Source organism: Paraflavitalea speifideaquila, from assembly GCF_032395985.1.
Classification (GTDB): Bacteria; Bacteroidota; Bacteroidia; order Chitinophagales; family Chitinophagaceae; genus Paraflavitalea; species Paraflavitalea speifideaquila.
The window spans coordinates 90,062-114,972 of the sequence record NZ_CP135920.1; the positions used below are offsets into that span (position 1 = coordinate 90,062).

Annotated in this window: 29 protein-coding genes, 5 tRNA genes and 2 pseudogenes; 19 read left to right on the forward strand and 17 right to left on the reverse strand. The window is 47.1% G+C overall.

All coding sequences use genetic code 11. The annotated features are described in order from the left end of the window. Positions 1–89: 89 nt before the first annotated feature. Together RS881_RS00675 and RS881_RS00680 are read left to right on the forward strand one after the other, a co-directional pair. Complete coding sequence (locus tag RS881_RS00675; protein WP_315819311.1) at positions 90–566, forward strand: arginase family protein; 477 nt, start codon at positions 90–92, stop codon at positions 564–566. Then, positions 469–900, forward strand: coding sequence for an arginase family protein (locus RS881_RS00680; RefSeq protein WP_315819312.1), 432 nt, complete (start codon positions 469–471; stop codon positions 898–900). The genes RS881_RS00675 and RS881_RS00680 overlap by 98 nt, the downstream gene beginning before the upstream one ends. Positions 901–1,031: 131 nt before the next feature. Here RS881_RS00680 and RS881_RS00685 read toward each other — a convergent pair. From RS881_RS00685 to RS881_RS00705, 5 genes are all read right to left on the reverse strand, one after another. Next, positions 1,032–1,125 (reverse strand) — tRNA-Ser (locus RS881_RS00685). A gap of 46 nt (positions 1,126–1,171) precedes the next feature. Further along, positions 1,172–1,257 (reverse strand) — tRNA-Ser (locus RS881_RS00690). 4 nt (positions 1,258–1,261) lie between these two features. Beyond that, positions 1,262–1,337 (reverse strand) — tRNA-Cys (locus RS881_RS00695). Positions 1,338–1,342: 5 nt separating this feature from the next. After that, positions 1,343–1,416 (reverse strand) — tRNA-Leu (locus RS881_RS00700). 73 nt (positions 1,417–1,489) lie between these two features. After that, a tRNA-Leu gene (locus RS881_RS00705) sits at positions 1,490–1,562 on the reverse strand. 532 nt (positions 1,563–2,094) lie between these two features. Here RS881_RS00705 and RS881_RS00710 point away from each other — a divergent pair. From RS881_RS00710 to RS881_RS00720, 3 genes are read left to right on the forward strand one after another with little or no spacing between them, the layout of a single operon-like run. Beyond that, positions 2,095–2,358, forward strand: a complete 264-nt coding sequence (locus RS881_RS00710) for a hypothetical protein (RefSeq protein ID WP_315819313.1) — start codon at positions 2,095–2,097, stop codon at positions 2,356–2,358. Positions 2,359–2,366: 8 nt separating this feature from the next. Beyond that, positions 2,367–3,362: a DNA recombination protein RmuC gene (locus tag RS881_RS00715; RefSeq protein WP_315819314.1), complete on the forward strand. Its 996-nt coding sequence runs from the start codon at positions 2,367–2,369 to the stop codon at positions 3,360–3,362. Next, a complete protein-coding gene (locus RS881_RS00720; protein ID WP_315819315.1) occupies positions 3,359–3,499 on the forward strand; it encodes a hypothetical protein in 141 nt (46 codons plus the stop codon). The genes RS881_RS00715 and RS881_RS00720 overlap by 4 nt, the downstream gene beginning before the upstream one ends. An 8-nt stretch (positions 3,500–3,507) precedes the next feature. Here RS881_RS00720 and RS881_RS00725 read toward each other — a convergent pair whose 3' ends face one another. The 8 genes from RS881_RS00725 to RS881_RS00760 form a co-directional block, all read right to left on the reverse strand. After that, complete coding sequence (locus RS881_RS00725; RefSeq protein WP_315819316.1) at positions 3,508–4,029, reverse strand: DUF3108 domain-containing protein; 522 nt, start codon at positions 4,027–4,029, stop codon at positions 3,508–3,510. Next, complete coding sequence (locus tag RS881_RS00730) at positions 4,017–4,274, reverse strand: hypothetical protein (protein ID WP_315819317.1); 258 nt, start codon at positions 4,272–4,274, stop codon at positions 4,017–4,019. The genes RS881_RS00725 and RS881_RS00730 overlap by 13 nt, the downstream gene beginning before the upstream one ends. Before the next feature lie 145 nt (positions 4,275–4,419). Then, the gene (locus tag RS881_RS00735) at positions 4,420–5,841 is read right to left on the reverse strand and encodes an SbcC/MukB-like Walker B domain-containing protein (RefSeq protein WP_315819318.1); all 1,422 of its coding nucleotides are present in this window, start codon (positions 5,839–5,841) and stop codon (positions 4,420–4,422) included. Positions 5,842–5,906: 65 nt separating this feature from the next. Further along, the gene (locus RS881_RS00740) at positions 5,907–6,386 is read right to left on the reverse strand and encodes a hypothetical protein (RefSeq protein ID WP_315819319.1); all 480 of its coding nucleotides are present in this window, start codon (positions 6,384–6,386) and stop codon (positions 5,907–5,909) included. A gap of 76 nt (positions 6,387–6,462) precedes the next feature. Beyond that, positions 6,463–6,783, reverse strand: a complete 321-nt coding sequence (locus RS881_RS00745) for a hypothetical protein (RefSeq protein WP_315819320.1) — start codon at positions 6,781–6,783, stop codon at positions 6,463–6,465. Then, on the reverse strand, positions 6,768–7,844 hold the full coding sequence (locus tag RS881_RS00750; protein ID WP_315819321.1) for an ATP-binding protein: 1,077 nt from the start codon (positions 7,842–7,844) through the stop codon (positions 6,768–6,770). The genes RS881_RS00745 and RS881_RS00750 overlap by 16 nt, the downstream gene beginning before the upstream one ends. Further along, positions 7,828–8,373 (reverse strand): DUF4194 domain-containing protein, encoded by a 546-nt coding sequence (locus RS881_RS00755; protein WP_315819322.1) that lies wholly within the window; start codon positions 8,371–8,373, stop codon positions 7,828–7,830. Before RS881_RS00755 ends, RS881_RS00750 begins: the two co-directional genes overlap by 17 nt. A 32-nt stretch (positions 8,374–8,405) precedes the next feature. Next, entirely contained in the window at positions 8,406–9,800 is a 1,395-nt protein-coding gene (locus RS881_RS00760; RefSeq protein WP_425476415.1) for a DUF3375 domain-containing protein, read from the reverse strand. 469 nt (positions 9,801–10,269) lie between these two features. Between RS881_RS00760 and RS881_RS00765 the strand changes: the two genes are divergently transcribed. Then, complete coding sequence (locus RS881_RS00765) at positions 10,270–11,307, forward strand: SRPBCC domain-containing protein (RefSeq protein WP_315819324.1); 1,038 nt, start codon at positions 10,270–10,272, stop codon at positions 11,305–11,307. A gap of 86 nt (positions 11,308–11,393) precedes the next feature. Beyond that, positions 11,394–11,831, forward strand: a complete 438-nt coding sequence (locus RS881_RS00770) for an SRPBCC family protein (protein WP_315819325.1) — start codon at positions 11,394–11,396, stop codon at positions 11,829–11,831. A gap of 235 nt (positions 11,832–12,066) precedes the next feature. Here the strand turns inward: RS881_RS00770 and RS881_RS00775 are convergent, their stop codons facing one another. Beyond that, entirely contained in the window at positions 12,067–12,423 is a 357-nt protein-coding gene (locus RS881_RS00775; protein WP_315819326.1) for a GDSL-type esterase/lipase family protein, read from the reverse strand. A 157-nt stretch (positions 12,424–12,580) separates the two neighbouring features. Continuing rightward, on the reverse strand, positions 12,581–12,754 hold the full coding sequence (locus RS881_RS00780; RefSeq protein WP_315819327.1) for a hypothetical protein: 174 nt from the start codon (positions 12,752–12,754) through the stop codon (positions 12,581–12,583). 202 nt (positions 12,755–12,956) lie between these two features. Here RS881_RS00780 and RS881_RS00785 point away from each other — a divergent pair, with 202 nt between their 5' ends. The 6 genes from RS881_RS00785 to RS881_RS00810 all read left to right on the forward strand — a co-directional run bounded on the left by RS881_RS00785 (position 12,957) and on the right by RS881_RS00810 (position 16,543). After that, positions 12,957–13,637, forward strand: coding sequence for an ABC transporter ATP-binding protein (locus RS881_RS00785; protein ID WP_315819328.1), 681 nt, complete (start codon positions 12,957–12,959; stop codon positions 13,635–13,637). Between the two features lie 97 nt (positions 13,638–13,734). Further along, the gene (locus RS881_RS00790; protein ID WP_315819329.1) at positions 13,735–14,187 is read left to right on the forward strand and encodes an ABC transporter permease; all 453 of its coding nucleotides are present in this window, start codon (positions 13,735–13,737) and stop codon (positions 14,185–14,187) included. A 62-nt stretch (positions 14,188–14,249) separates the two neighbouring features. Continuing rightward, positions 14,250–15,044: an FtsX-like permease family protein gene (locus RS881_RS00795; RefSeq protein ID WP_315819330.1), complete on the forward strand. Its 795-nt coding sequence runs from the start codon at positions 14,250–14,252 to the stop codon at positions 15,042–15,044. 5 nt (positions 15,045–15,049) lie between these two features. Further along, positions 15,050–15,574, forward strand: a complete 525-nt coding sequence (locus RS881_RS00800) for a hypothetical protein (protein WP_315819331.1) — start codon at positions 15,050–15,052, stop codon at positions 15,572–15,574. Beyond that, positions 15,574–16,290, forward strand: a complete 717-nt coding sequence (locus tag RS881_RS00805) for an ABC transporter permease (protein ID WP_315819332.1) — start codon at positions 15,574–15,576, stop codon at positions 16,288–16,290. The genes RS881_RS00800 and RS881_RS00805 overlap by 1 nt, the downstream gene beginning before the upstream one ends. A 103-nt stretch (positions 16,291–16,393) precedes the next feature. Continuing rightward, positions 16,394–16,543, forward strand: a complete 150-nt coding sequence (locus RS881_RS00810) for a hypothetical protein (RefSeq protein WP_315819333.1) — start codon at positions 16,394–16,396, stop codon at positions 16,541–16,543. 1,056 nt (positions 16,544–17,599) lie between these two features. On the opposite strand, the gene RS881_RS00815 is transcribed toward RS881_RS00810, so the two are convergent. Together RS881_RS00815 and RS881_RS00820 are read right to left on the reverse strand one after the other, a co-directional pair. After that, a complete protein-coding gene (locus RS881_RS00815; RefSeq protein ID WP_315819334.1) occupies positions 17,600–18,172 on the reverse strand; it encodes a GlxA family transcriptional regulator in 573 nt (190 codons plus the stop codon). Positions 18,173–18,251: 79 nt separating this feature from the next. After that, positions 18,252–18,578, reverse strand: a complete 327-nt coding sequence (locus RS881_RS00820; RefSeq protein WP_315819335.1) for a type 1 glutamine amidotransferase family protein — start codon at positions 18,576–18,578, stop codon at positions 18,252–18,254. Between the two features lie 592 nt (positions 18,579–19,170). Between RS881_RS00820 and RS881_RS62500 the strand changes: the two genes are divergently transcribed. From RS881_RS62500 to RS881_RS00855, 6 genes and pseudogenes are all read left to right on the forward strand, one after another. Next, positions 19,171–19,245 carry a hypothetical protein gene (locus RS881_RS62500; RefSeq protein ID WP_527250454.1) on the forward strand — a complete coding sequence of 25 codons (75 nt, stop codon included), beginning with the start codon at positions 19,171–19,173 and terminating at the stop codon, positions 19,243–19,245. Between the two features lie 686 nt (positions 19,246–19,931). Continuing rightward, a pseudogene (locus RS881_RS62505) lies at positions 19,932–20,920 on the forward strand (SusR-related protein). Beyond that, positions 20,890–21,495, forward strand: a complete 606-nt coding sequence (locus tag RS881_RS62510; protein WP_315819339.1) for a DUF6377 domain-containing protein — start codon at positions 20,890–20,892, stop codon at positions 21,493–21,495. Before RS881_RS62505 ends, RS881_RS62510 begins: the two are co-directional and overlap by 31 nt. Before the next feature lie 462 nt (positions 21,496–21,957). Next, positions 21,958–22,455: a carboxypeptidase-like regulatory domain-containing protein gene (locus RS881_RS00845; protein ID WP_315819340.1), complete on the forward strand. Its 498-nt coding sequence runs from the start codon at positions 21,958–21,960 to the stop codon at positions 22,453–22,455. After that, the gene (locus RS881_RS00850) at positions 22,452–22,781 is read left to right on the forward strand and encodes a TonB-dependent receptor plug domain-containing protein (RefSeq protein ID WP_315819341.1); all 330 of its coding nucleotides are present in this window, start codon (positions 22,452–22,454) and stop codon (positions 22,779–22,781) included. Before RS881_RS00845 ends, RS881_RS00850 begins: the two co-directional genes overlap by 4 nt. Then, a pseudogene (locus RS881_RS00855) lies at positions 22,733–24,859 on the forward strand (SusC/RagA family TonB-linked outer membrane protein); the annotation flags it as partial. The gene RS881_RS00850 and the pseudogene RS881_RS00855, both read left to right, overlap by 49 nt. Positions 24,860–24,911: the final 52 nt, after the last annotated feature.

Sequence of the window (24,911 nt, forward strand, 5' to 3'; positions counted from 1 at the left end):
TAAAATAGCGGAAATACAATATTGGTAGTACATTTAGAGAGCCTGTTAAGCACTTTCACTGATTATATAAAACACTAAATAATAGAATTATGATTTTCATTAATCCACAGTGGCAAGGTTCAGGTTTCACGGATGATTTAAAAGTAGGAGCTGAGACTTTCATTTCTTATTTCAAGGATAGTGAGACCACTATTATCCCACTTTCAACCAAGCCTTTAACAACAATCAACAACATTAAGTGCTTTGAACCAATACTTGAACAGACAAAGCTTTTCAAAGAAATAATTAGTAACAGTAAACTGGATAAATTATCAGTTATTGGAGGCGACTGTGGAATTGAGGTCATACCTATTTCCTATCTAAATAAGATATACCAGGAAGATATAGGTGTCATTTATATAGATGCACACGCAGATCTGAATACTCGGAAAGCTCCCAAGCAAAACATTTCATGGAATGCCATTACGAATGCTATTGGGAGAGGGAAACCCGGAATTTATTGGCTTACTGTTTTCAAGACTGAACCCACAACAAATATGTTTTGTTGGATTGAGGGACTTAGATGAGCCTGAAAGGGAATATATCATACAACAGAATATTACAACCATTGCAGAATGTCAATTTGAACACATTCAAGATAAAATGAAGCGTTTTAAAAACGTTTACATTCATCTTGACTTAGACGTTTTGGATAAGTCCGAATATGAGTTTTCAATGTTTCCGACAAACAATGGTTCTTCAGTGGCGGACGTTGCTGAACTTATAAGAAAAATCAAAGCAAATTATAATGTCGTTGGGTTTTGTATTACAGAATCAACAGCTACAGCAGTAGAACAGTTGAATACAATAAAATCAATCATAGACCAAATTGATTTAAACAACCAAGATCAAAATGGTTGACCCAACGGCCATGAGATGCCTAAAGTTTTGTGGGGCGTGAGCGATTCGAACGCTCTGTGTTTCTAATGTAACAGATTTACAGTCTGTCGTAACGCCTCCATCGTTACCGACGCCCCTGGAATAAATTTAACTGGCGGAGAACGAAGGGATCGAACCTTCACCACACCTTTCGGCATGGAACATCTTAGCAGGATGCCGCAGCAAACCAATATCTGCCTGCTCTCCGTATTTTTAAATCCCATCCTACACAAACTGTGTATTAATGAACAAGCGGAAGGTGCAGGACTCGAACCTGCAAACGCATTACACGTACGGCAGTTTTCAAGACTGCTGCATTACCAATTATGCTAACCTTCCCGTGAGAGCAAGAAGGGAATCGAACCCCTGTTGAATTGGTTTTGCAGACCAACCCCGCTGCCAGCATTGGGTACTTGCTCTTGAGTAGTCGTGCCGGGATTTGAACCCGGACTGTACAGGTTTTAAATCTGTTGTCTCTTCCAGTTGGACTATACGACTTGAATTTTACATATCAACCAAAGTAAACGACTGCCGACTGCCGAATCAAGACTGCCGATTCACATTTTACGTGTAGCCCCTGTGGGATTCGAACCCACACTGATCTGTTTCTAAAACAGGCGCCTCTTCCGTTGGGCTAAAGGGCTGACTGGACAAAACATCCCCACTTCGGTTATCCGGTATATTGAGTAGCGCTATACTACCACAACCGGATATCCCAAAGGATAAAAACAAAAAACCCTTCAAGTACTGGACCTGAAGGGCTTTTCATGCATTTATAAAGTGTATCTTATTGGCTAAGTATTTGATACGCATACATGTAACTGCCCTTCAGGTTGCTACTATAGCAACTGAGTGATAAAGACAGTAGATATGTATTGTTGCGAATCATGCTACAAAAATAAGAAAACAAATCAATTGGCAAAACAGATATTGAAAAAGATTTAAAAACAATTGCTCTATCCTGTTAGGAATCCCTCAATAATATCCTCATCTGCCAGATACCCGTTTTAAGGTATTTCTTCACCAGGGCTACGGGAAACCGGAATGATTTTTGAATCCGGGCCAATAATATTGCACCGGGTAGGATAGGAGTTACGCACATCGCGGTTATAAAAATTACATCCCCTGCCGCGAAAAAAACGTAATATCGTAGTATCCAAACTAAATTACTAACCCATGACTATTCTGTATATGCTGCTGGCGGCAGCCCTCCTACTGCTGCTTGTCGTAGTAGCGATCCTCGTGAAGATGGCTGGCAAAAATGAAAATAGTCAGCTGGCTGATATCCGCTTTAATATGACAACCCTTGCTGGTGAAGTGGGCCGCATAGAAGCGGCCGTAAAAACCGAGATCAGCGTCAATAGGGTAGAAGCCAGTACGACCAACCGCGACGCCCGGGAAGAATTGACCAAAGCCTGCAACGCTTTGGCGAACAATTGAGCATTGCCATGAAAGATAATGCCACCCGCCAGAAAGAACAACTGGAAGCCTTCTCTAAATCCCTGGGTGAATTCAACACTTCCCAGAAAGAAAATTTCCTGGCACTGCTGAACAAACAGACTGAACAAAATACCACCACAACCCAACGGCTTGACCAGTTGAGAGAAACATTGGAAAAGAAGATCGCCGATATGCAAACAGGTAATGAAAAGAAACTGGAAGAGATGCGGGCAACAGTAGATGAGAAATTGCAGAAAACCCTTGAAAGCCGCCTGGGTGAATCCTTTAAACAGGTGAGTGAACGCCTGGAAGCTGTACACAAAGGCCTGGGTGATATGCAGCAGCTGGCTACCGGTGTGGGCGATCTTAAACGCGTACTAACCAATGTAAAATCCCGTGGTATCCTGGGCGAATACCAATTAGAAAGTATCCTCGACGAAATCCTTACGCCTGAGCAGTACGGAAAGAATGTAAGAACCCGGGAAGGGTCGAATGCCCTGGTGGAGTTTGCCGTTAAATTGCCGGGCAGGGATGGCAGGGACAAACATATATGGTTACCCGTCGACTCCAAATTTCCCAAAGAAGACTTTGAGCTGCTGATGGATGCTTATGACAAAGCGGCTCCCGAACTGGTAGAGGAGTTTCGCAAGAGCTTTATCAAAGGAATCCGGAAATGCGCTTTCGATATCTCCTCCAAATACATCGACCCGCCCAATACCACCGACTTTGCTATCCTGTTCCTTCCCTTTGAGAGCCTTTATGCTGAAGTATTGCGCATGCCCGGCTTGTTTGAGACACTGCGAAGAGATTATAAGATCATTATTACCGGCCCCACAACTTTATCGGCCCTGTTGAATAGCTTCCAGATGGGCTTCCGCACACTGGCTATTGAAAAACGTTCCAGTGAAGTATGGCAATTGCTGGGCGCTGTGAAAACAGAGTTTGGCAACTTTGGCGGCATCCTGGAAAAACACAAAAGAAACTGCAGGAAGCCAGCAATGTGATCGAGCAGGCCGGCGTACGCTCACGCGCTATTGAAAAGAAGTTGCGTAATGTACAGGAACTGCCCAAAGAGGAATCGGCCAATATGCTGGATGATATCATGGATGCTTCCTTTGCCGATGAGCAGGAAGTTGGGTAAGTGAGAGCTTAGACATCCACCTGCATAAGCAAAATGGTAGCTCCCATTTTGTATTCCCGTGAAATAATATGCCGGTCCCTGGCATCAATTAAGTAAGTGGTTTCCCGCACCGTTGAGCCTGTGGGATTTTTTTCATAAAACCTGATTTCCCAGGCTTTTACGGAGCGCCCCTTTCCTTCCTGTTTCAATTGCAGTCCCACCACTTCACCCGTTGCCCAAACCTGGCCACCCCTTTCATAAATGTATTCGGAGAACTTAAAAGCAAGCCCCTTTTTAAAGGCAAGGCGCCTGGCAATGATATCCTCATAGTAAGAATCGAACAAAGGCCCTGTGGTGGTATGCCGTACAGGTTCCATACGCTGATTTGCAGAATCCTTATAGGTAATGCTGCCCGACACCAGGGCATCCGTAAAGTCAAACCGCATCACCTTATTGCTTTGGTACGATCGGTGATAAATAGGCTGTAAGGATTTGAACTCCGCAAGACCACTATCGAGGATGTTATTGGTGCCAAAGTTTATCTGGCACACCCGCAGATAGCTTTTCTCTCCCCATGCGTTACAATGCGCAATTCCTCTTTAAGGCCGCCTACTTTTTGTTGCTGTCCGTTTTTGGTGAGTAAGAAAATAAATGCCGTAGCTCCCTCATTCAGGGGCTTGCCTTTTAATAGCCGGTGCCCGGGTGTAAGCAGTACCGTATCGGTCTGTTGGGAAAAAGCGGATGGGCCAGTGAATACAACCAGCAAGGCAATGCTTAATGCAATAACTGTTTTCATAACAGCGAAGTTTTTAAGATAAGCGGGATGCCGGGTGTAATACCAAGATAATGCTTAAGACAAATACAAGCCTGTCAGCCTGTACAAACTGTTATATTCTTGGTCTGAAGTGACAAATCACTGTTGGCGTCTCACCGCTTACCTCCTATGCCTCCACTTTCTTTTTGCTCAAAAACTTCGACCTGTTTTCCTGGAACTGCATAATACTCATATCGTACACCACACTGTCCCGGTGATTACGCCGGTACACAAAATGCACTTTGGAAATATAAGGTTCTACAATTTTCACCTCATCGGCTTTGGCAGGCGATACCACCATCAACTGCAGGTGCAACTGCCGGCACAGGTCCATCAGGTAACGCGCTTTTTCCTCATCCTGCCGGCTGAATGCCTCATCCACACAAATAAACCGGAAAGAACGCGTCTCATACCCATCACTATGAATACCAAACTGGTGGGCAATGGCCGAACCCAGAATGGTATACGTTAACTGCGCCTGTTCCCCACCACTCAGCTTTTCAGTGCCCGTATAACTGCGGTGTACCGTTTGCTTGTCTTCCGCTTTGATCTCCTTGGCCGTAAACTTCAGCCAGTTACGCACATCCAATACTTCCCGGCGCCAGCTTTCCTGTTTGGTAAGATCATCCAGTAGTGTTTTGATCTTTACAAAACTGTTCTCCAGGATGCTGTCATCCTGTGTCCGTTGATACTCTGCCAGGTTAGGCTTCCAGTTATTGAGCTGGTACTTGAAATCCTTGATCTGTTGATTCAATTCTTCCTTGCAGTCCAGCTGTATAAAGGTTTGTGGATTTTGCCGGTAGGTAATATTCTTCAATGCCTGGTTCAGCTTGCCAATATTGTCCTTGATCCTGGCAGCCTCCGCATCCAGGTTTTCCTTGAAGCTACTCATGCGGTTGATCATTTCCTCATTCAGGTACTTCTTAAACCGCTGTTGCTGCTCCTTCAGTTCTTCCTGTTGCAGTTTGCGCAGCAGTACAATATACTCCCCTACAAACTCGGCACTGTCACTCAGGGTAAACGTGCTGTTCTTCCAGTCAGGAAACTGTTGGTGCAAACTGGCATCGTCAGGATTCTTGAACTTACGCATCGCCTGTTCCAATTGGCGGGTGGTATTTTGCACATCATCCGTATATACCCTGGCCTTATTGCGAATAGCTGTCCGGATCTGGTTCTGCACTTTCTCCAATACATCCAGATCAATCGTATAATCAATTTCTTCTTTTACATAGCTTTCTATCAAGGGCAGGTGAGCTTGTACATCCGAAGCTCCATAGCGCCGCTGAATGTCTTCCGACCTTTGCACCGCCAGGTTCCAGGCTTCCACCTTATTCTTTAAGCCTCCCATTTTCTCGGCCAGCGCTTCATTTTCCTGCTTCAATTGCCGCAACTCTTCCCGCAATAAAGATTGTTGCTTACGCAAAGCATCCAGCGTTTTATTCCCTTTCTGCAAATCCTGCAGTTGCTTGGTTTGCTGCTGTATAGTATTGCTGGTACTTTTCCAGTCGATGACTTCAAACTCCTTGATACTGATAATTTGTCGTAACACCCCTTGCTTCTGCTCCAGCTCCCTGATGTGACCTTCCAGCTTTTTCCCCTGTCGCTTCGTTTCGTCTATCGTTTTTCCAGGTCAGCTAGATCCTTCACCAGCGATTTGATCTTGGCCATATTATCCCATCCCAGTACATATTGCTGGCGCCGTTTGGCATCCGGACTATCATTCTTCTCATGCCGGTGCTTGTTCTTCGTAAGTCCCTGCATGGTGATGGCCCGGTCATATTGCTGCAGTTGCTTTACATTCTGTACGGCCGCATAATTATAAGATTGTAACAATTGCTCATACACCCAATTGCCGTAGGGCGAGTCTTCCTTTATTTCCAGTTTGTGTAGGATACTATCCCGGTCCGCTTTCATCATACGGCCCAGCCCCTCATCTTTGTGGTAATGGTGGTATACGATACGGCCCCGCAGGTCATTGTCATTAATGAAGCTGGTAGCCTGCTGGTAATACTTGGTAGGAATGATCATGCGCAAGGCAAAGCCATGCAATAGATTTTCAAGCGCAGGCTCCCACTTACTTTCTTCGGGTAACACTTGTATCAGCTCCCCAATAAAGGGGATCTCATTAGCCGATGCCCCACAATGCTCAATATCTCGGCCCGGATCTGAGCTACCCGGCCCGTAATGTTATTCTTCTGCTGTCGCAATAAGGCGATCTCCTGTCCAGCTGATCATACTCCCGTTGCTGCACCGCCAACACATCTTCCGAACTGTACAATTTTCGCCGGGCAATGGCCAGCTCATTGTCTAAGGAAGACTGTTGCTGCCCAGCCTTCTCCTTATATCTTTCCAGTTCCAGCTTGGAAGGGTTGACGCCAAACCCTGCCGTGCGCAGCCATTCATTGAGCGCGTCACTTTGCTCCTGCTGTTGTACCTTCTTTACTTCCAACAAGCGCAGCTCTCTTTCCATATCGGCTATCTGCCGGCCCATATCACTATTGCGGATATCACTGTCAATCTTCCGCTCCCGCTCATCCGTTCCGGCAATATGGTTTTCCAGCTCCTGTTTTTCTTTTTGGCCGTGCCTAACTGCTGATTGGCTTCTTCTATTACATCTGTCAGCAGCTTACCCTCCAGGGCCGCAAAATAATAAGGTTGTATTTGTTGCAGGTTCTCGTAATAATCAGATTGCTTCTTTAACTCCTGTTCTTTCAGGTGCAGTACCTGTACTGGTTGCAACAGCTCAATTTGCTTAACCGTTTTCTCAATCGCTGTATGCGTATCACTCAGCGTTTTGAATTGTTCCTTCAGGTTAATGAACTCCTGCTCCATATCATTCTCTTCCAGCATCTGGTTGCGGATAAAATCGTCCAGGCTACCCAGTATCTTCAAACTGATCGTTTGGTTAAACAGCATCTGCGCCTTCTCACTCCGCATCCCAAAATAATGACGCACCTTCTGGCCATACTCCTTGGGGCCATCAAAGAACTCGATCAAGTCCTTGCTGCCCCGCTTGGGAAACTGCTGCCGCAATACCTTCTTCCAATTCCCTTGCGCATCAAAATGCCTGAAATGTTCCTGTATATTCAACTCGGCATGCGCGATAATAAAACTCTTTTTCAACTCCGCCCCGCTGAACCAGCGGCATTGCACCAGGGTTACAAAGCGGTCCTCATTTTTGAAGGTGCCCAGTACAATGGAATACGTCTTCGTTTTGTCATTGCGCAACCGCTGGGCAGTTTGTATACCCGTATCACTATCCGTCTCTTCACCATATTCACCCAGTACATAACTTTCCTCACTCCGCTCATTCTTCGTCTTCCCTTCTGCACTCTGGTTAAAAGAACGCATCCGCCGCTCTGCCGCCAGTAACGTCAGCATGGCATGCACCAGCGTCGTTTTACCACTACCATTCGCCCCCGTTAATAAGCTGTTCTCACTTTCCGGATTGATCGTATAAATGGAGCCATCAAAAGTACCCCAGTTGTACAACTGCATCTTATGTAAACGAAAACCAGCCTTACTGCTATCTGTACTAAACAGGCTTAACATCTTCTTTCAGTTGATTTAGAAAATCCAGGCATACATCATTGCTGAACCGCGCCTTAATGATCGTGCGCACCTCAAACGTGTCTTCATCCCGGTATTGCTCATCACTTTCCGTTACCTTAATATAACCCAGGTCCAACACCTGGTTAATATAACTATCCAGGTCTTTCAATAGTTTTACCTTATTACTCTTCTCCTTGAAGAAGGTTTCCAGCTCGGCGCGTAGCTGTTTGCGCTTCAGGTAAAAACGTTTATTCTCCGTATTACTGATCTCAAAATCATCGAGCAATTTGCGCAGCAACACACACAATAAGCTTACCTCATAGGTCAATGGCCTCCTGCTGATCAGGCCAATTGTGGTGCCTCGGTCATCCAGCTCCGTCTGCCGTATAAAAGCGTACCCGTCTTCTTTTTGGATCACCGTATCCAACCCCAGCCCGCTAAAATGCTGAGTGATCTCCACCTGGTATTTTAGCAACTGGTTCCAATACTCCTGGTCATCAAAGTATACCGGGCCTCGGAGCAATTGCACAATGGCTTTTGCGTATGGCAACAATGTCACACTCATTTATTGAATATAATTTGCGGTAAACGTAAATGCTTCTTTTGCAGTGCGTCGAACAGTATGTCTTCTGTTGCGGCTTCACTCACCGCATGTTTTTCATACTGCTGTATCAACGTAATATAAGCCAGCAACTCGGCCAGCCCTTTCTTCAAAGGATAGGCTTCCACCACTTGCTTCAGGCTTACCTGCGTTTGCTTGTTGAGCAGGCTCTGTATATTCTTCAGCAATAAACCTTTATCGATCATTTCATCCCCATACAGTCCATTCAGTGCTGCCGCCGCATCCAGTTGCAGCGTGGCTTCCTTCGGCGTAGCATCAAACTTACTCTCCACAGGCTTTTCTCCCGGCTTCCTTTCCAGCGGCATTTTGATATCCGGCCTTTCATCTACCGTAATATAGAAAGCCCTTTCGGTTACCGGCTTTTCCAGCCGCTGAATGGCCACCTGGAATACCTGCTGCAGGGTTTCCTTCAAAGCCCTCCGGTCAGCCTGTTCCTTTTCCGCTACAATGCGACTAAGCTTATACCCCAGCAGCTCATTGGTATCCAATACCTTTTTGGCGGCGTAGTGCAAGCGCGTCTTCAGCTTGCGTAGACTTTGATGCTCTGTAGTCACCTGGTGCATTTCCAATACCCGGTATACCGCATCAGTTAGCTGGTTCAGCTCTTCCTGCTTCTCATCATTCATCAGGAACATCCAGAAAGCATAAAAACTCTTGCCCTGGTCATTATTCCTCAATTCATCCAACGCATCAAAGGTTAGTTTCAGTAACTGACCCTTTGTTAGTTTGGCATCCGCATGCTCCAGGCTGATCTGCCGGTATATATCTTTGAAATTGTCTTCTACTTCCTTGAAATCGCCTGTCAGTTCATTGCTCAGGCGAACGATCTCTTCCCAGCGGCTCTTTACCTGGTACCCTTCAAAAGTGGTAGCTGTATTGCTGCGTTTGATCTCATTGATCTGCTGCTGCAGTTCTTTCTTTTCTTTTTCCAGTTGCAATATGCGCTCATCAGGATTACTATTGCTATTCGTTACCAGCGCCTGCAATTTCTGGAACAGGTCTTCAAACTTACTTTCTGTACCTACAAATTCCCGCTCCTGCAACAATTCATATACCTGGAACGCTTTGGCCGTATGACGGCTCAGTTGGTACATGACCTGCTTGCTGCCATCATCTATAAAATTGTGCAGATAGGCTTCATCCGTCCAACGGTTGATGTAGTTACGCGCCTTGTCTTCGTACGAATATCCCAACTCCCGCACCGCCGTTTCCTGGTCGGCATCCGTGTAATCGATCTCCTGCAGGTAATTGGCCAGGTGCTGGATCAGGTCGGCGCTGCTAATGTAGATTCGATCCGTATCCCGGAAGGCTGTGTGTAAGAAGCTGAGGATCAATGACGCATTGCCCGTTCGCAACAATTTCAGCGCCACAGTATCCTTTATAAACTTCTGATAAGTAAAAAACGGATGCGTCATTCCCAAATGGTATAGTGGCAAATCTAAGCATGTATTGGGCTCAGCAATCAGTTTGCCCCAAATGTGGATTTTATGCTATGCGCGGTGGGGAAATAAAAAATAATTGGGTAACCAACCGGTTTCCCTATATTTGTAACCGAAGGGTTTCGGATATTGCATGATGAGGACTGCAGCCAGGCCTACTGCCCCGCCCTTTAGGGCGGGGCCTGATATTGCTACAGTCGCTAGCCTTCCCGCCACATATCGGGATGACGCCTGGTTTCCGCTACAGTCGCTAGCCTCCGGCTAGTGACGCCTATTTTCAAGCCTCCGGCTTGATAAAAACAATAATGCATCCAGGCCATTAGGCCTGATATTTATATAAAAATGCTAATTAAACACCATCCTTATGGCCGATCCTAAAATAATCCTCTCCAGCCATTTCGGCACTTTCCACAAAACCGGGGAGATCTATGATATCATTTTCGAGCGTTACTTCAATCATCCCATCCATGAAGTATGGGAAGCCATTACCCATCCCAATAAAATGAGCCAATGGCTGGGCGCTACTACCATCGACCTTAGAGAACAAGGCGATATTACCATCCTTATGCAGGGTATGGTGATCAATGGCAAGATCCACCAGTTAAAAGAACAAAGCCTGCTGGAATATACCTGGACCAGTAAGTCCTTTCCCAATGATATTTCCGTGGTTCGCTGGGAATTGTTCCAGGAAACCGATAACACCTGCCGGCTACGATTTACTGAGCGCCTTGTTGCTCCTGTTTATCTTACTGGTGCTGGCCCTGGCTGGCATTATATCCTCGATACCTTGTCTATGGCGCTGGATGGCAAACCGGTCCCTCCCTGGTCCGAAATAGCCTGGCAACAGGTGGCAGAACAGGCCCGGGAAAAATACAAAGCCATCCTGGCCGAAACGAAGGATGGTAAAAGCCTGGCAGCCCCGCCGGTGGCCAAAGCTTCCCTGCTTATCCGCAAACCCGTAGCCGAAGTATTTGAAGCTTTTATTGATCCGGCCATCACCTCCCAATTCTGGTATAGCCGTGGTTCGGACCGGCTCGACGCCGGCAAACCCGTTACCTGGTATTGGGACGATTATGGGGTTAGTACAGAAGTTTCCCCACATGCCATCCTGAAAAACAAATTGATCTTTTTCACCTGGCCCGGGCCTGGGGGACTGGTGACGACCGTTGACCTTACATTTACCCCAAAGGGAAAGGAGGCTACCTATGTGAGCGTTGAAGAAAAAGGCTGGGATGCAGGCGATAAAAAACTGGTAGAATATGTAGTTGGACAAACAGAAGGCTGGACCTTCGTATTATCGGGACTGAAAGCCTTTTTGGAATACGGCATCCGCCTGAACCTGGTGTCCGATCACAATCCCGATGTATCAGCAACACATCAGGAACCCGCTCTCAATAGCTAAAAATTTAATGGTTATAACAGCACAATCTGATACCACTAAGCACTTTATTTATCCTTGCCCATTGTGGCAAAAAAACATCCAACACCATGACATCTTCACCTGTTATCATTGAAACCAAACTCAACGCTCCTGCCGAAGCCGTATGGTCAGCCATCACCGATAAAGACAAAATGAAACAATGGTATTTTGAAGTACCGGAATTTAAACTGGAAGTAGGATTTGAATTCAAATACATTGGAGAAGACCAAGGTAAGAAATACCCTACCTCGTGCAAGATATTAGATGTCGTACCCGGACGTAAACTGGTCCATACCTGGAGCTTTGATGAGTTTCCCCATGAAACCATTGTAACCTTTGAGTTATTCCCGCAGGGTGATCAAACCTTGCTGCGTTTAACTCACGAGGGACTGGATAAGATGCCGGCGCAATACCCTGCCTCTGTATCAGCCAATAGCCACCGCGAAGGTTGGACCCAAATTCTGGGTACTTTCCTCAAGGAGTACCTGGCCAAACAGCCAGCTTAGTAGCAAACGTTTCACCATTCACCTATCAAAAGGTTGGTCGCACTTCAGGCACGGCTCACCCTTTGCCTGTCGTTACTTGTTGAAGCCGTCTGTAGAGACTGTTCACTTTTCCCTTGAAACCCTTCGACAAGCGGTAAACAAAGGTGGGTCGCTCTGCAGCACTGCATCCGCCGGGTGGCGGAGCGGCTCACCTTGCTGGAGATTGTGGACGTTGATTCTCTATTACCTGTTCACCTTACAACAGCTTCTTTAACTCTTTCCACACATTTCCGGCTACTATAATGGCGCCCTTGGCCGTAGGGTGTATGCCATCGGGTTGGTTTAATTCTGGTACGCCACCCACTCCTTCCAGGAGAAAGGGGATCAGTGGAATATTATTCTTTTCGGCCAGTGTCTTGAATACCGCCCTAAACTCGCCCGCATACTTGCTGCCCATATTCGGCGGCACCTGCATGCCTGCCAGTAATATTTTGGCAGTGGGGTATTTGGCCTTTACCCGGTCGATGATCGCTTGTAGGTTCTTACCTGTTTCACTCACCGGTATACCCCGCAGTCCGTCATTACCGCCCAGCTCCAGTACAAATACATCCACCGGCTGCTGCAATAACCAGTCAATCCGGCCCTTCCCCCAGCCGTGGTTTCACCACTTAGCCCTGCATTCACCACTTTATAAGGCAATCGTAAAGAATCTACCATTCCCTGTATTACCGCCGGGAATGCCTCTGTTGGATCGAGGCCATAACCGGCCGTCAGGCTATTGCCAAAAATACAAGATGCCTGGCCGAATCCTTCGCAGCAGACTGACTGGCCGCTGTTGTTTTGGCCGCCGGGGTTTCACTGTTCTCTTGCGTAGCCGGCTTGTCCTTACAGCCTGCCAGTGCCAGCATCCCTGCCACACCACTTATCAGCAATATTTTCAGCATATAATATTTTATGGTCCGAATTATGATTCCATTAAACATGTAGCGCGTTTTTATGTTCGTTTTATAGGCGTATTTTCAGGAGGGTAGCAGCCCATATTAAAAAGATGGCCAACAGTAATAAAAGAACGACCCGCCCGACTATATAAATCAACATCATTCCAGTGGTGGCCGGTATGCCGTTCCACTACCTATAAACAAACTTATGGAGACTATTCTGAATATCCGGAATTTAAGCAAAACTTACGAAGGTGGTGGCCATACCCTGCATGTACTCAATGACATTAACTTTTCTGTAGAGGCGGGTTCCACTATTTCCATTGTAGGCCCTTCGGGCAGTGGCAAAACCACCCTGCTGGGCCTATGCGCCGGGCTCGACCGTGCCAGCAATGGCGCCGTGGAGCTTAATAATATCCGGCTCAATGAATTGAGTGAGGATGAGCGGGCCCAGGTGCGCAACCGCTATGTAGGGTTCATCTTCCAAAACTTCCAGCTATTGCCTACCCTTACCGCATTGGAAAATGTAATGGTGCCCCTGGAATTAAGGGGAGAAAAGAATATCCGCCCCCGTGCCCTGGAGCTGCTGGACAAAGTGGGCCTGGCCGACCGCGTACATCATTACCCATCCCAATTGTCGGGTGGAGAACAACAACGGGTATCCCTGGCACGTGCCTTTTCCAACAATCCCCGCATATTGTTTGCCGATGAACCTACCGGCAACCTCGATGCCGAAACGAGCGATAAGGTGATCAAACTACTCTTCGGCCTGAACCAGGAAGCAGGCACTACCCTGGTTATTGTAACCCACAACCTGGAATTGGCCGCCCAAACAAAACGTATCATTAAGATCAAAGGCGGCCACCTGGTAGGGGATGAACATAATTAATAGTCCTGGCCAACAGGCAATCGAGCCTTTCTGCTTTATAACAACCCTACACAAAAGCAACCGTCCTTAGACATTATTAAATTTTGAAACCCGCATAATGGATAGAGAAAGATTCATCTATAAAAAGAAGCTGAACCTAAGGTGGCTATTGCTCATGGCCTGGCGCGATAGCCGGCGCAACCGCTCCCGTCTCCTGCTTTTTATCTCGTCTATTATATTGGGCATTGCGGCCCTGGTAGCCACTTTTTCCCTGGGCGATAATGTGCGCAAGGATATAGATGCACAAGCCCAAACCCTGGTGGGTGCCGATCTGGTGATCGAGAGCAATAAGCCCATAGCTAAAAGCATCCGTCCCCTGCTCGATTCACTGGGCGATCAACGGTCCGAAGAACGCATGTTTGCTTCCATGATCTATTTCACCAAAAGCCAGGGCACCCGCTTGGTACAGGTACGTGCCCTGCAAGGCGATTTCCCTTATTACGGCGCCTTGAAACCACCCTGTCAAGGCTGGCAAAGCCTTCCGTTTACAAAAACAGGCCCTGGTAGATAAAACCCTCATGCTGCAATTCAATGCCCAGGTAGGCGATTCCATACAAATAGGCGATGTAGCCTTTGCCATTGCAGGCGTACTCAACAAGGCCCCGGTCGTACAGGTCTTTCCACTACCGTGGCTCCACCCGTATATATACCCCTCCAATACCTCGAAAAACAGGCCTGGTACAAAGAGGCAGCCGCGTAGCCGTTAATTTCTATTATAAATACAAAGATCCCACGCAGGTAAATAAAGTGGTAACCACCCTGGAGCCGCGACTGGAAAAAGCCGGACTGGATTACGATACCGTAGAAGAACGTAAAAGAAATACCGGGCGCTCCTTTGATGATGTCAACGAGTTTCTTACCCTCATCAGTTTTATTGCCCTCCTGCTTGGCTGTATTGGAGTAGCCAGCGCCATTCATATTTACATGAGGGAGAAGATCAGCTCCATTGCCATCCTGCGTTGCCTGGGTGTTAATTCCTCTCAGGCATTCCTCATCTACCTGATCCAGATCATTGGTATTGGTATTATCGGCTCTATATTGGGCGCCCTTGTTGGTACCCTTATTCAGCAGGTATTGCCAACCGTATTGAAAGACTTTTTGCCCATCCAAATAAATGCCGGCATCTCCTGGCCCTCTGTGGGTAAAGGCATTGCCCTGGGTGCTGTCATTGCTGCCCTCTTTGGTTTGTTGCCTTTACTTTCCGTACGCAATGTATCCCCCTGTATACTTTGCGTTTATCTTTCGAGCCCACCCGCTTTTTCCGCGATCCCCTCAAATGGCTCGTGTACCTCCTCATCCTTGCTTTCATCGTCCTGTTTACCTGGTGGCAGGTACACAGTTGGGTACAGGCCATTGTATTTACCATAAGCATATTGACTGCCTTCCTCGTATTGGCCGGCATTGCACAATTGCTGATGTGGCTCGTGCGTCGTTTCTTTCCTTCCTCCTGGAGCTACTTGTGGCGGCAGGGATTTGCCAACCTTTACCGCCCCAATAACCAAACCCTCATCCTCATTACCACCATTGGCCTGGGCGCGTTATTCATCAGTACCCTGTACTTTATTCAAACCATGCTCATCAACCGCGTAAGTTTAACCGGCAGCGGTAGCCAGCCCAATATGGTACTGTTTGATATACAAAGCAGCCAGAAGGATTCCGTAGCCGCCCTGGCCAAACAATACCAGTTGCCCGTATTGCAACAGGTGCCCATTGTTACCATGCGCATTGAAGCCATCAACGGAAAAACAGCGGCCGATGTAAAAAAGATACCACCTCCAAAATATCCGAACACGCCTTTGAATGGGAGTTTCGCGTTACTTACCGCGATTCCCTCACCGATTCGGAGAAACTTACTGCGGGCAAACTTTCCAAACCCGTCAAATACCCTGGTGCAGTAGTGCCCATTTCCATGGAAGAACAATATGCCAAACGCATCAATGTAAAAATGGGCGATAGCATCCTGTTCAATGTGCAAGGCGCCCTGGTACCTACCGTCATAACAAGCATGCGCCAGGTAGATTGGCAGCGCGTGCAAACCAATTTCCGCGTCGTGTTTCCTCCAGGCGTTCTGGAGCCTGCACCCCAATTCCATGTACTTATTACCCGCGTACCATCACCCGAAGTATCTGCCCGCTTTCAGCAAGCCGTGGTACTTCATTATCCCAATATTTCCATCATTGATCTCCACCTTATCCTAAAAGTATTGGATGATGTGCTTAGCCAAATTGGTTTTGTCATCCGCTTCATGGCGGGCTTTAGCATCATCACCGGATTGATCGTACTGATTGCTTCCGTTCTCATTAGTAAATACCAGCGCATGCAAGAAAGCGTACTCCTGCGTACATTGGGCGCCAGCAGAAAGCAAATACTCATCATTACAGCCCTCGAATATTTTTTCCTGGGTGCATTGGCAGCAGCTACCGGCATCCTGTTGTCATTGGTAGGTAGCTGGGCACTGGCCACGTATAGTTTCAAAACGCCTTTCTCGCCCAGTTGGTGGCCTATTGTTATCCTGTTTGCAGCCATCTCACTGCTGACTATTCTAATTGGCATTTTTAACAGCCGCAGTGTGGTGAACCGGCCGCCACTGGAAGTGTTGAGAAGAGAAGTTTAACAATTGTAATGGGGTAACAATCAGCATATTCAAAAAACGCTACCAGCAATATAGCGAACAATCAGGCCCCAATAGCGTTATTAATGTGTAAAGCCTGCAAAATATGATCAACCGCAATGAAGATATCTTTCAAAAGTATCTCTTACCGGTCGATGAACACCAGAAGGACATCGTAGAGGGCCGTGATGATACCATGTCTGAACTGCAGGGTTTTGCCAAAAACTTTTTATTCATCCCGGGCCCAACTGATTAAAGTACAGCAACAACAGGCATTCCCTGTTTTACTATAATGATTTTATCGTCGGCTTCTTAGATAAAAACAAACAAGTGGAGTCTTTATGACTCCATTTGTTATTTATGCCAGTTGCCAACTTTGGCGGTTTACAAAAGGATACCGCCATTACCCTTAACTGCAATACATAAACCACTATAAAACGAAATAAGGCTGACTCCCCGTGGGAGACAGCCTTATTGTTAAAATGGTAGAAAATTGATTTATTCAACCAGGTTACTGGTTTATGCTGATCGCTAAAACTATCAGCCAAATCCTCGTTATCATTTCCCCTTGCGTTCCTGATCTCCATCCCACTTTAATAGGTGGCTGGCGTTCACCGGAGATGTCCATCAGTACAGAAAAATGAATAACCAGTGGCAATAGCCCTCAGCTGTAGTTAATAACCAACAGCACCACTAACCACGAACAGCCAATTTGTTTACAGCTAACTCCTAAATGCTAACCACTAAAAGCTAACCGCTAACTCCTACAACTAAAAGCTGGCAGCTCGAAGCTCACCACTCACAGCTTGTATTCAGTGTTGCACAACACTTCTTCATCATCATCAACCGTGCTTAGGGGCCCCATCCACACAGTCGATCTGTTCAACACAAACATACAACTTCCAGATACCCATTTCCAATACCCCATTGCCGGTTTATGTCGTTTCGGCTATAAATCGACGTCAATTACGTCGATTTATAGCGCTTTCGACATAAAATAACCGAATCGACAATTGCATATTTGGATTTGGCATACCCTGTGTTGTATGTTTGCCTGCAGCCAGGGGAAGACAGCCTGACAGTAGCAAGCCGCTAACCACAATAATTAATGATCAGTAATTAATAATCCGGCATCCCTGCAGTATGCCTTCTCCATAGCTTCAGTATACCTTCCCTATGGATAGAGTATCCTAATAGCACCAAACACAAAAACAGCCACTTTTCACAAAGACTGTGCAGGCACCTGGCGCCCCTGCCACAACTATTGATATCCTCCTCCTAAAAAAAAAAGGGCCTCCCGGGCCCTCTATCGTTATAATGTTTTATCTCCATTATACTTGTGCCGGTATTCTCCCGGCGACATGCCTACTACTTTCTTAAATACATCCCGGAAAGCCTTTACATCCGTATAACCCGTATCATACATCACTTCATTCACCGTCTTCCTGCTGCTTTCCAACTGCTTTTTGGCTGCCTCCACCTTCACCCGCTGCATGTACTCAAATACCGAATTGGAAGTAGCCGTTTTAAACCGCCGTTCAAAATTTCGCCGGCCCAGCGATACATGCGTAGCAATCTCATCTACCGTGATCTTTTGCTGATAATTGGTTTCAATATACTCCTGGGCTTTCAGTACACTTTCATCATTGTGGTGCTTATAACCCTGGAAGATGATAAACTGCGACTGGCTGGTACGGTCCATATCCAAAGCAAATACCTTGGCTATCAGGATAGCAATATCGCGGTTGGTGTATTTTTCAATTACATACAGGATCAGGTTGAGGTAGGAGAAAGCAGCCCCACTCGTATAAATGCCATTCTCATCTGTCATGATCTTATCGGCTACCAACAATACGTCCGGGTACAAGGACCGGAATTCATTCAAATGAGCCCAATGCGTGGCGCAGCTCTTGCCTTTTAACAAGCCTGTCGAGGCCAGTAAAAAGCCCCCGTACACAAGCTCATCACCTCGGCCCCCTGGTGTATTGATCCACGATCCAGGGTACCAGCGCCTGGTTGTTCTCCGTACTTTTCACTACATCCCCGTGCAGGCCTGGGATGATCACCAGGTCCGATGTAAAATCTTCCGTGATCAGGTGATTGGGGTGTATGCTAAAGAAATTTTCTTTCAGCGTATGACTGCGTTGACGCCCTACCAGGTGTACCTGGAAAGCAGGGGCTTTCCCCGCCCGTTGATATGCCTTGTTTACCTCCGAAAAGATATGGTGTATCCCTTCCACATTCGTAACACTGAAATCCCCTTCCGGGATCAATACAGAAATGAGCTTCATTCCTTAAAATTAAGATTTAAGCCCTTGTTGCCTCTATCTCTCATAACAAAGTCGCTTTTACCCCCTTCCTTGAAATCGATCCCCTGGTATTCCACCTGAGTTTAATATCCCGGTTGACCGATGTGCTTGAGCCTCATCCTTGAAAATTCCACCCGGCGCCTGCCCGTATTTTTTGCCGTTTGTCAAGAAAATAATTGATTTTATTCTCAAAATACCTCCCTCTTTTCCTTTCTCCCATCCGCTGAAACCCTTTGCCATCCTGGCAGATACATATCTGTCAAATAAAACAAACGAGGCAGGGGGCAATTTTTAGCCCTATTCAAGGAACGACTTTTCCTTATTTCTTAACCGCTGTGAAATGGCATTGAGTAATTGCTCCCTGCCGATTTCATAACCAAACTATGACTGCTATGATAAAAATGGTTTCCCTGTTGTCTGCTACGCTGATATGGCCGGTTGCAACAACTTTGGTTGAAACTGTCGACAAATCATTTGCCAAACCGGTTGCCTTTCACATTAAACCAGCATTGGTTCCCTTGAAAACAAGTGCCGCCAGGCAAGCGGCCAGGTAATAACCATTCCGGTCAGCGACCTGGCGACGGGTAACTATTTCCTGTACCTGCAAAGTGGTGATGAGAAACAGGTGTTGCAGTTGGTGAAACAATAAGAGAGTGAGGTTCCGACAGATAAAAAGCCATCCCGCTACAAAGGGGTGGCTTTATTTTTTTCCAGGCGGTTCAGATCAGCGCCTGCTCCCCGCTTCGCAAATAGAAATCACCGTATAGAGGAAATAAGCTCATTCTCTGAAGATATCCAGGTGGTGATCTTTTTCTGTTATCAACGATGTATCCACGCAGGATCCCTTTTACTACGAAATACATATAAGGACAGATAGCGCCGGATTGATGCAGCAGAACATGCTTTTTTACTTCCACCACTACAATTTTTTTCTTGAGATAGTCACTGCATGCTTTACTATAGGATTAAAAACAGAGAGATACCCGATTGCTGTTTCTAGAGCTGCCTGATGAGCTTTTTATCTTTTGCTGTTGAAGTTCTGGTGCCTGGCATGGAAAGAAATAGTTGGAAGCTAAGATACACTTTATGGGGATCAAGTTAAAAAGGTGTGCGATTTGTGTGAACAGCCAACCCATCGTCCTGATTCCTGCCCTCACGAACCTTTCAGGCTACAGCCCGTAGCTGTTTTCTGGATTTATTGGATAGATTTGCCCTAAGCCATGGTTCGTGTCCGCATGAACCGGACGTAAGCCACACCATTATGAAACAACTGCTTTTCAGCTTTGCATTGCTGGCCACCTGCCTACAGGGGCTTTAGCCAATAACGATAGCTTATTGACGGAACTCAGCAAAGCCATCCGGCAAACTGCCAGCTATGATGATGCCAGGCTGAAAGAGATTGACCAGCTTAGGCAATCCTTACATGCTCCCGGTCAGCCATTTGCTGTGCGCTTCGACCGGCATGAGAAAATTTATGAAGCCTATAAGATATTTAATTACGACTCCGCCTACAGCTACGCCATCAAGCTCGTACAAATTGCCCGGGAAATGCGGAGTGCCTCCTACAGGGTAGCTGCCCAGATGAAACTGAGCTTCGTCCTCCTGTCTACAGGCTTGTACAAAGAAACCTACGATTCACTCTCTTCGCTGGCCAGCCAGCCCATACCAGATTCCCTGAAAGGCGAATATTATACTTTATGGGGAAGGTATTATTATGACCTCGCCGGATATGCCAACGATCATTACCATTCCGTAGACTATGATATAAAGGCCGATAAATACCTTGACTCTGCCTTGACCTATTATCCGTCCGGCTCTTTCGAATTCATTTATTACAGCGGCTTGAAAAACTTCAAACAGAATAAGAAAAAGGAAGCCGCTGTCTTTTTGATCAGCTCATGGCCAATCCCGCACTCGGGCATCATCAGTTGGCGTTGACAGCCTCTACACAAAGCGCCATTTACCTGCAGAACGGAGATATAGACAAAGCCATTGACCTCCTGGTACAAGCCACCGTGGCCGACATTAAAACCTCTACCAAAGAAACCGTCGCCATCTTTCACCTGGCGGAGCTATTGTACAAAAAGGGCGATCTGCGGCATGCTGCCATGTGTATTGAAAGCGCCATTGCCAATGCAGAATTTTATGGCGCCCGGCAAAGGAAAGTACAGGCTAGTTCCATCCTGCCATTAATAGAAAGCGAACGCATCAATGGTATCGAAGCACAGAAAGGTCTGCTGGTAAAATACGCCGTTCTGGTAACCATCCTGGTACTGGCCCTCGTGGTCCTTACTTGGATCATCCTGCGGCAGGTAAAAAGCTGAAGCTGACCCAGCAGGCATTAACCGCTGCAAATGCCACACAACAGCTCATCAATCAACAGCTGCAGGATTCGAACAGCCGGTTGGAAGAAGTGAATGAAAAACTCGAAGAAGCCAATAAGATCAAGGAAGAATACATTGGCTACTTCTTTAATATGGACTCGGAGTTTTACAACAAGCTCGATAAAATAAAGACCACCATCGAACAAAAGCTCCAGGAACGAAGGTATGAAGACATCAAATTCTTCCTCAATAAGATCGATGCCCGCAAAGAAAAAGAAGAGCTGCTCCTCAGCTTCGACAAGATCTTTCTCAAACTCTTTCCCAATTTTGTGCAGGAGGTCAATGAACTTCTCAGGCAGGAAGAAAAGATCGGCCTCCGGGATGGCGAGCTCCTCAATACCGACCTCCGCATCTTTGCCCTGATGCGGATGGGTGTGGCCGATCCCGAGAAAATTGCCCGTATCCTCGAATACTCCGTCAAAACCATCTACTCCTACAAATCCCGGATCAAAAACAAAGCCCTCATACCCGGCGATGAATTTGAAGACCGGATTATGCAGATAAAGACATTATAACCCGTAAGGCTTGTCAAAGGGTAGGTCGCCTTCCAAAGACGGCTCACCCGGTCCAAAGGAGCCTGTCGAACCCTCAGGTGGGCTACCTCAAATGTATTCAGCCCCATCGGGGCTGCCGCTTTGTAGCCAAAGATCGACACCAGGGTATTCGGCCCCATGGGGGCCGCCCTCTACCCCCTCCACATCAAACGGTTTCCGCTCAAAAGCTCAGGGCTCGCAGCTCGTAGCTCGTCGCTCATGGCTGTTTTCCAGTCTCAAATCATTCTATAATAAAAAAATACAATGTTTTTAATTCATTGTCTGTCAGTGTTTTGATTCCCCCAATCCCGTCATTTCCTGATTTTTATTTCCATTGCGCTTATAAAACTTGGTGTTGCTTTCCTGCCATTGTTCCTTTATCATCTCAATTTTCTCCTTGCTCATTTTAACTGATTGCTTAAACGTTCAATTCAACTTGTCATTATGAATCTATCCAGCCTCTCCAAAATGCTTTTGCTCCTGTGCATCGGCAGTTTGGCCCTGTTCCAGGCAAAAGCGCAGCAACCCTCCGGACAAGTGTCCGGCTCCGTAAAGAACGAAAAAGGAGAACCCCTCCCGTCCGTCTCCGTTAAGATCGCTGGCACAGAAAAAGGGACCATCACCGATCCCAAAGGAAATTTTACCCTTACCGTGGCCGACAATATCCTCTTGGTATTCTCCTACGTAGGGTACGATACCCTTCAGGTAAAGGCCCAGGCCAACCTGGCCATCACCCTTACCCCTTCAGTCGGGGCCCTCAATGATGTAGTGGTTATCGGTTATGGTACCCAGCGGCGCAAAGAGCTCACCGGCTCCGTAGCTACCGTCACCGCCAAAGATTTTCAGCAAGGTAGTATTACCACCCCCGAGCAATTGATTGCCGGTAAGGTGGCCGGTGTGTCTGTTACCTCCAACAGTGGTGCCCCGGCGCAGGCAGTGTGATCCGCATACGCGGCGGCGCCTCCCTGAATGCCAGCAACGATCCCCTCATCGTGATCGATGGCGTGCCCCTGAGCGGCAATAATATTTATGGCGCCTCCAATTCACTTAGCCTCATCAACCCCAATGATATTGCTTCCTTTACCGTGTTGAAAGATGCCGCCGCCACCGCCATCTATGGCTCCCGGGCGTCCAATGGTGTCATCATCATTACGACTAAAAAGGCGTCAGCGGAGCGCCCGTATTCAATTTTACCACACAGGTATCCGCAGCCACCCGCGCTAAGAAAATGGATGTGCAGTTTGCCGCCTCCTTCCGCAAATATGTAGACTCACTCGGCGGCGGCACCTACGACAATTTCCATACTTATAAATCTTTACTCGGTACCGCCAATACCAATTGGCAGGATGAGATCTTTCAAACAGCCATCAGTACCGACAATAACCTCAGCATAGCCGGTGCCTACAAAAACACGCCCTACCGCATATCCGTAGGTTACCTCGATCAGCAGGGCCTGTTGAAGACCGATCACCTCCAGCGTTTTTCAGGAGGCATCGCCATCAGCCCGCGTCTGTTGGACGATCACCTCAAAATAGACATCAACCTCAAAGGCGCTTACAACAAAGCCCGCTTTGCCAACGGCGCAGCCATCAGCTCAGCCGTCTACTTCGATCCTACACAACCCGTTCACGCCACTTCTCCCTACGGCAACTATTTTGAATGGGCTTCTGTAGATCCTGGTTCCGGCGCCATTACATTGAATAAACTGGCTCCCCGCAATCCCGTGGCCCTCCTGGAACTGTATAATAATACCAGCAACGTGTACCGGAGTTATGGCAATATCCAGTTCGATTACAAATTCCATTTCCTGCCCGAGCTCCATGCCAACCTCAACCTCGGTTATGATATAGCCAAAGGAGATGGCCAAACAGATGTGCCCGCATTTGCCGCCCAGAACTTCCTCGATGGCGGACAGCGCAACAAATACTCCAATAAGATCAACAACAAAGTAGGAGAGTTCTACCTCAACTACACCAAAGACCTGAAAGAGATCAAAAGCAATATCAATGCAACCGCAGGTTATGGCTATTACAATAATTTGTCTACCAACGACAATTACCCAGCCCTAAGGGCCAATGGCGATACCATTCCCGGCAGCAAACCCTTGTTCCCCCTCGACAAACCGGAGAATACCCTTATTTCTTATTATGGTCGTTTGATCTACACCTACAACAACAAATATATCCTGGCAGCATCCATTCGTACAGATGGTTCTTCCCGCTTTTCACCCGACACACGTTGGGGCACCTTCCCTTCCATGGCCCTCACCTGGCAAATGAGCAGAGAACCCTTCCTGCAAAATATAAAGGCCCTGTCCGATCTGAAACTGCGCCTGAGTTATGGCGTTACCGGCAACCAGGATGGTATTTATAACTATCCTTACCAGTCCATCTATTCTTTAAGCGGCAGCGGTTCCGTGGTGCAGTTTGGCAACAACTGGTACAGCATGGGCACGCCCGCAGCTTACGATGCCAGCATCAAATGGGAACAAACAGCCAGTTACAATGCAGGCCTCGACTATGGTTTCCTCAACAACCGCATCAATGGTAGCCTGGATGTGTACTTCAAGAAAACAAAAGACCTCCTCAACACTATACCCATTCCTGCAGGGTCCAATTTCAGCAGCACCATTTTGACCAATGTGGGTAATGTGGAAAATAAGGGAGTAGAGCTGGCCATTAATGCCACGGTGATCAAAAACACCCGTTACAGTTGGGATGTGAGCTTCAATGCCGCTTACAATGAAAATGAGATCACCAACCTCACCGCCACCAAAGACTCTACTTATCCCGGTACCTTAACAGGCAATGGCGTCATACAGATCAACTCCGTAGGCTACCAGGCCAACGCTTTCTATGTATACCACCAGCAGTACCTGAAGGGAAGACCCGTGGAAGGAGTTTATGCCGATCTCAACGATGATGGCATCATCAACCAGAAAGACCTCTACAGGTACAAGTCGCCCTTCCCCAAATTCATACTGGGCTTTTCCAGCCAGTTCACCTATGGTAAATGGGCAGTGAGTACCGTACTGCGTGCGAATATTGGCAACTATATGTACAATGGCATTACTACCGGCGCGGTGAAATCAAACGTCCTCAACCCCTCGGCTACCTGGCCAATAGCCTCAATGATATTTACAACACTGGTTTCACCAACGGACAGAATCAATCTGATTACTACATTCAGAATGCTTCCTTCCTCAAAATGGACAACCTCGGCCTGGCCTACAACCTGGGAAGAATTATTAACAACAAAGTGGGACTGCGCATCACCGCCAATTGCCAGAACGTATTCACCATCACCAAATACAAAGGCCTCGATCCCGAGATCTACGGAGGAATAGACAATACCATCTATCCACGACCACGCACTTTCCTACTCGGAACAAGCCTTCA

What these genes read in the sequence shown, in the direction of transcription:
- RS881_RS00675 (WP_315819311.1), top strand. Translation starts at nt 90, where the DNA reads ATGATTTTCATTAATCCACAGTGGCAAGGTTCAGGTTTCACGGATGAT.
- RS881_RS00680 (WP_315819312.1), top strand. Translation starts at nt 469, where the DNA reads ATGCTATTGGGAGAGGGAAACCCGGAATTTATTGGCTTACTGTTTTCA.
- RS881_RS00710 (WP_315819313.1), top strand. Translation starts at nt 2,095, where the DNA reads ATGACTATTCTGTATATGCTGCTGGCGGCAGCCCTCCTACTGCTGCTT.
- RS881_RS00715 (WP_315819314.1), top strand. Translation starts at nt 2,367, where the DNA reads ATGAAAGATAATGCCACCCGCCAGAAAGAACAACTGGAAGCCTTCTCT.
- RS881_RS00730 (WP_315819317.1), bottom strand. Translation starts at nt 4,274, where the DNA reads ATGAAAACAGTTATTGCATTAAGCATTGCCTTGCTGGTTGTATTCACT.
- RS881_RS00745 (WP_315819320.1), bottom strand. Translation starts at nt 6,783, where the DNA reads ATGGGCCGGCAGATAGCCGATATGGAAAGAGAGCTGCGCTTGTTGGAA.
- RS881_RS00750 (WP_315819321.1), bottom strand. Translation starts at nt 7,844, where the DNA reads ATGTTAAGCCTGTTTAGTACAGATAGCAGTAAGGCTGGTTTTCGTTTA.
- RS881_RS00765 (WP_315819324.1), top strand. Translation starts at nt 10,270, where the DNA reads ATGGCCGATCCTAAAATAATCCTCTCCAGCCATTTCGGCACTTTCCAC.
- RS881_RS00770 (WP_315819325.1), top strand. Translation starts at nt 11,394, where the DNA reads ATGACATCTTCACCTGTTATCATTGAAACCAAACTCAACGCTCCTGCC.
- RS881_RS00780 (WP_315819327.1), bottom strand. Translation starts at nt 12,754, where the DNA reads ATGCTGAAAATATTGCTGATAAGTGGTGTGGCAGGGATGCTGGCACTG.
- RS881_RS00785 (WP_315819328.1), top strand. Translation starts at nt 12,957, where the DNA reads ATGGAGACTATTCTGAATATCCGGAATTTAAGCAAAACTTACGAAGGT.
- RS881_RS00790 (WP_315819329.1), top strand. Translation starts at nt 13,735, where the DNA reads ATGGATAGAGAAAGATTCATCTATAAAAAGAAGCTGAACCTAAGGTGG.
- RS881_RS00810 (WP_315819333.1), top strand. Translation starts at nt 16,394, where the DNA reads ATGATCAACCGCAATGAAGATATCTTTCAAAAGTATCTCTTACCGGTC.
- RS881_RS00820 (WP_315819335.1), bottom strand. Translation starts at nt 18,578, where the DNA reads ATGAAGCTCATTTCTGTATTGATCCCGGAAGGGGATTTCAGTGTTACG.
- RS881_RS00845 (WP_315819340.1), top strand. Translation starts at nt 21,958, where the DNA reads ATGAATCTATCCAGCCTCTCCAAAATGCTTTTGCTCCTGTGCATCGGC.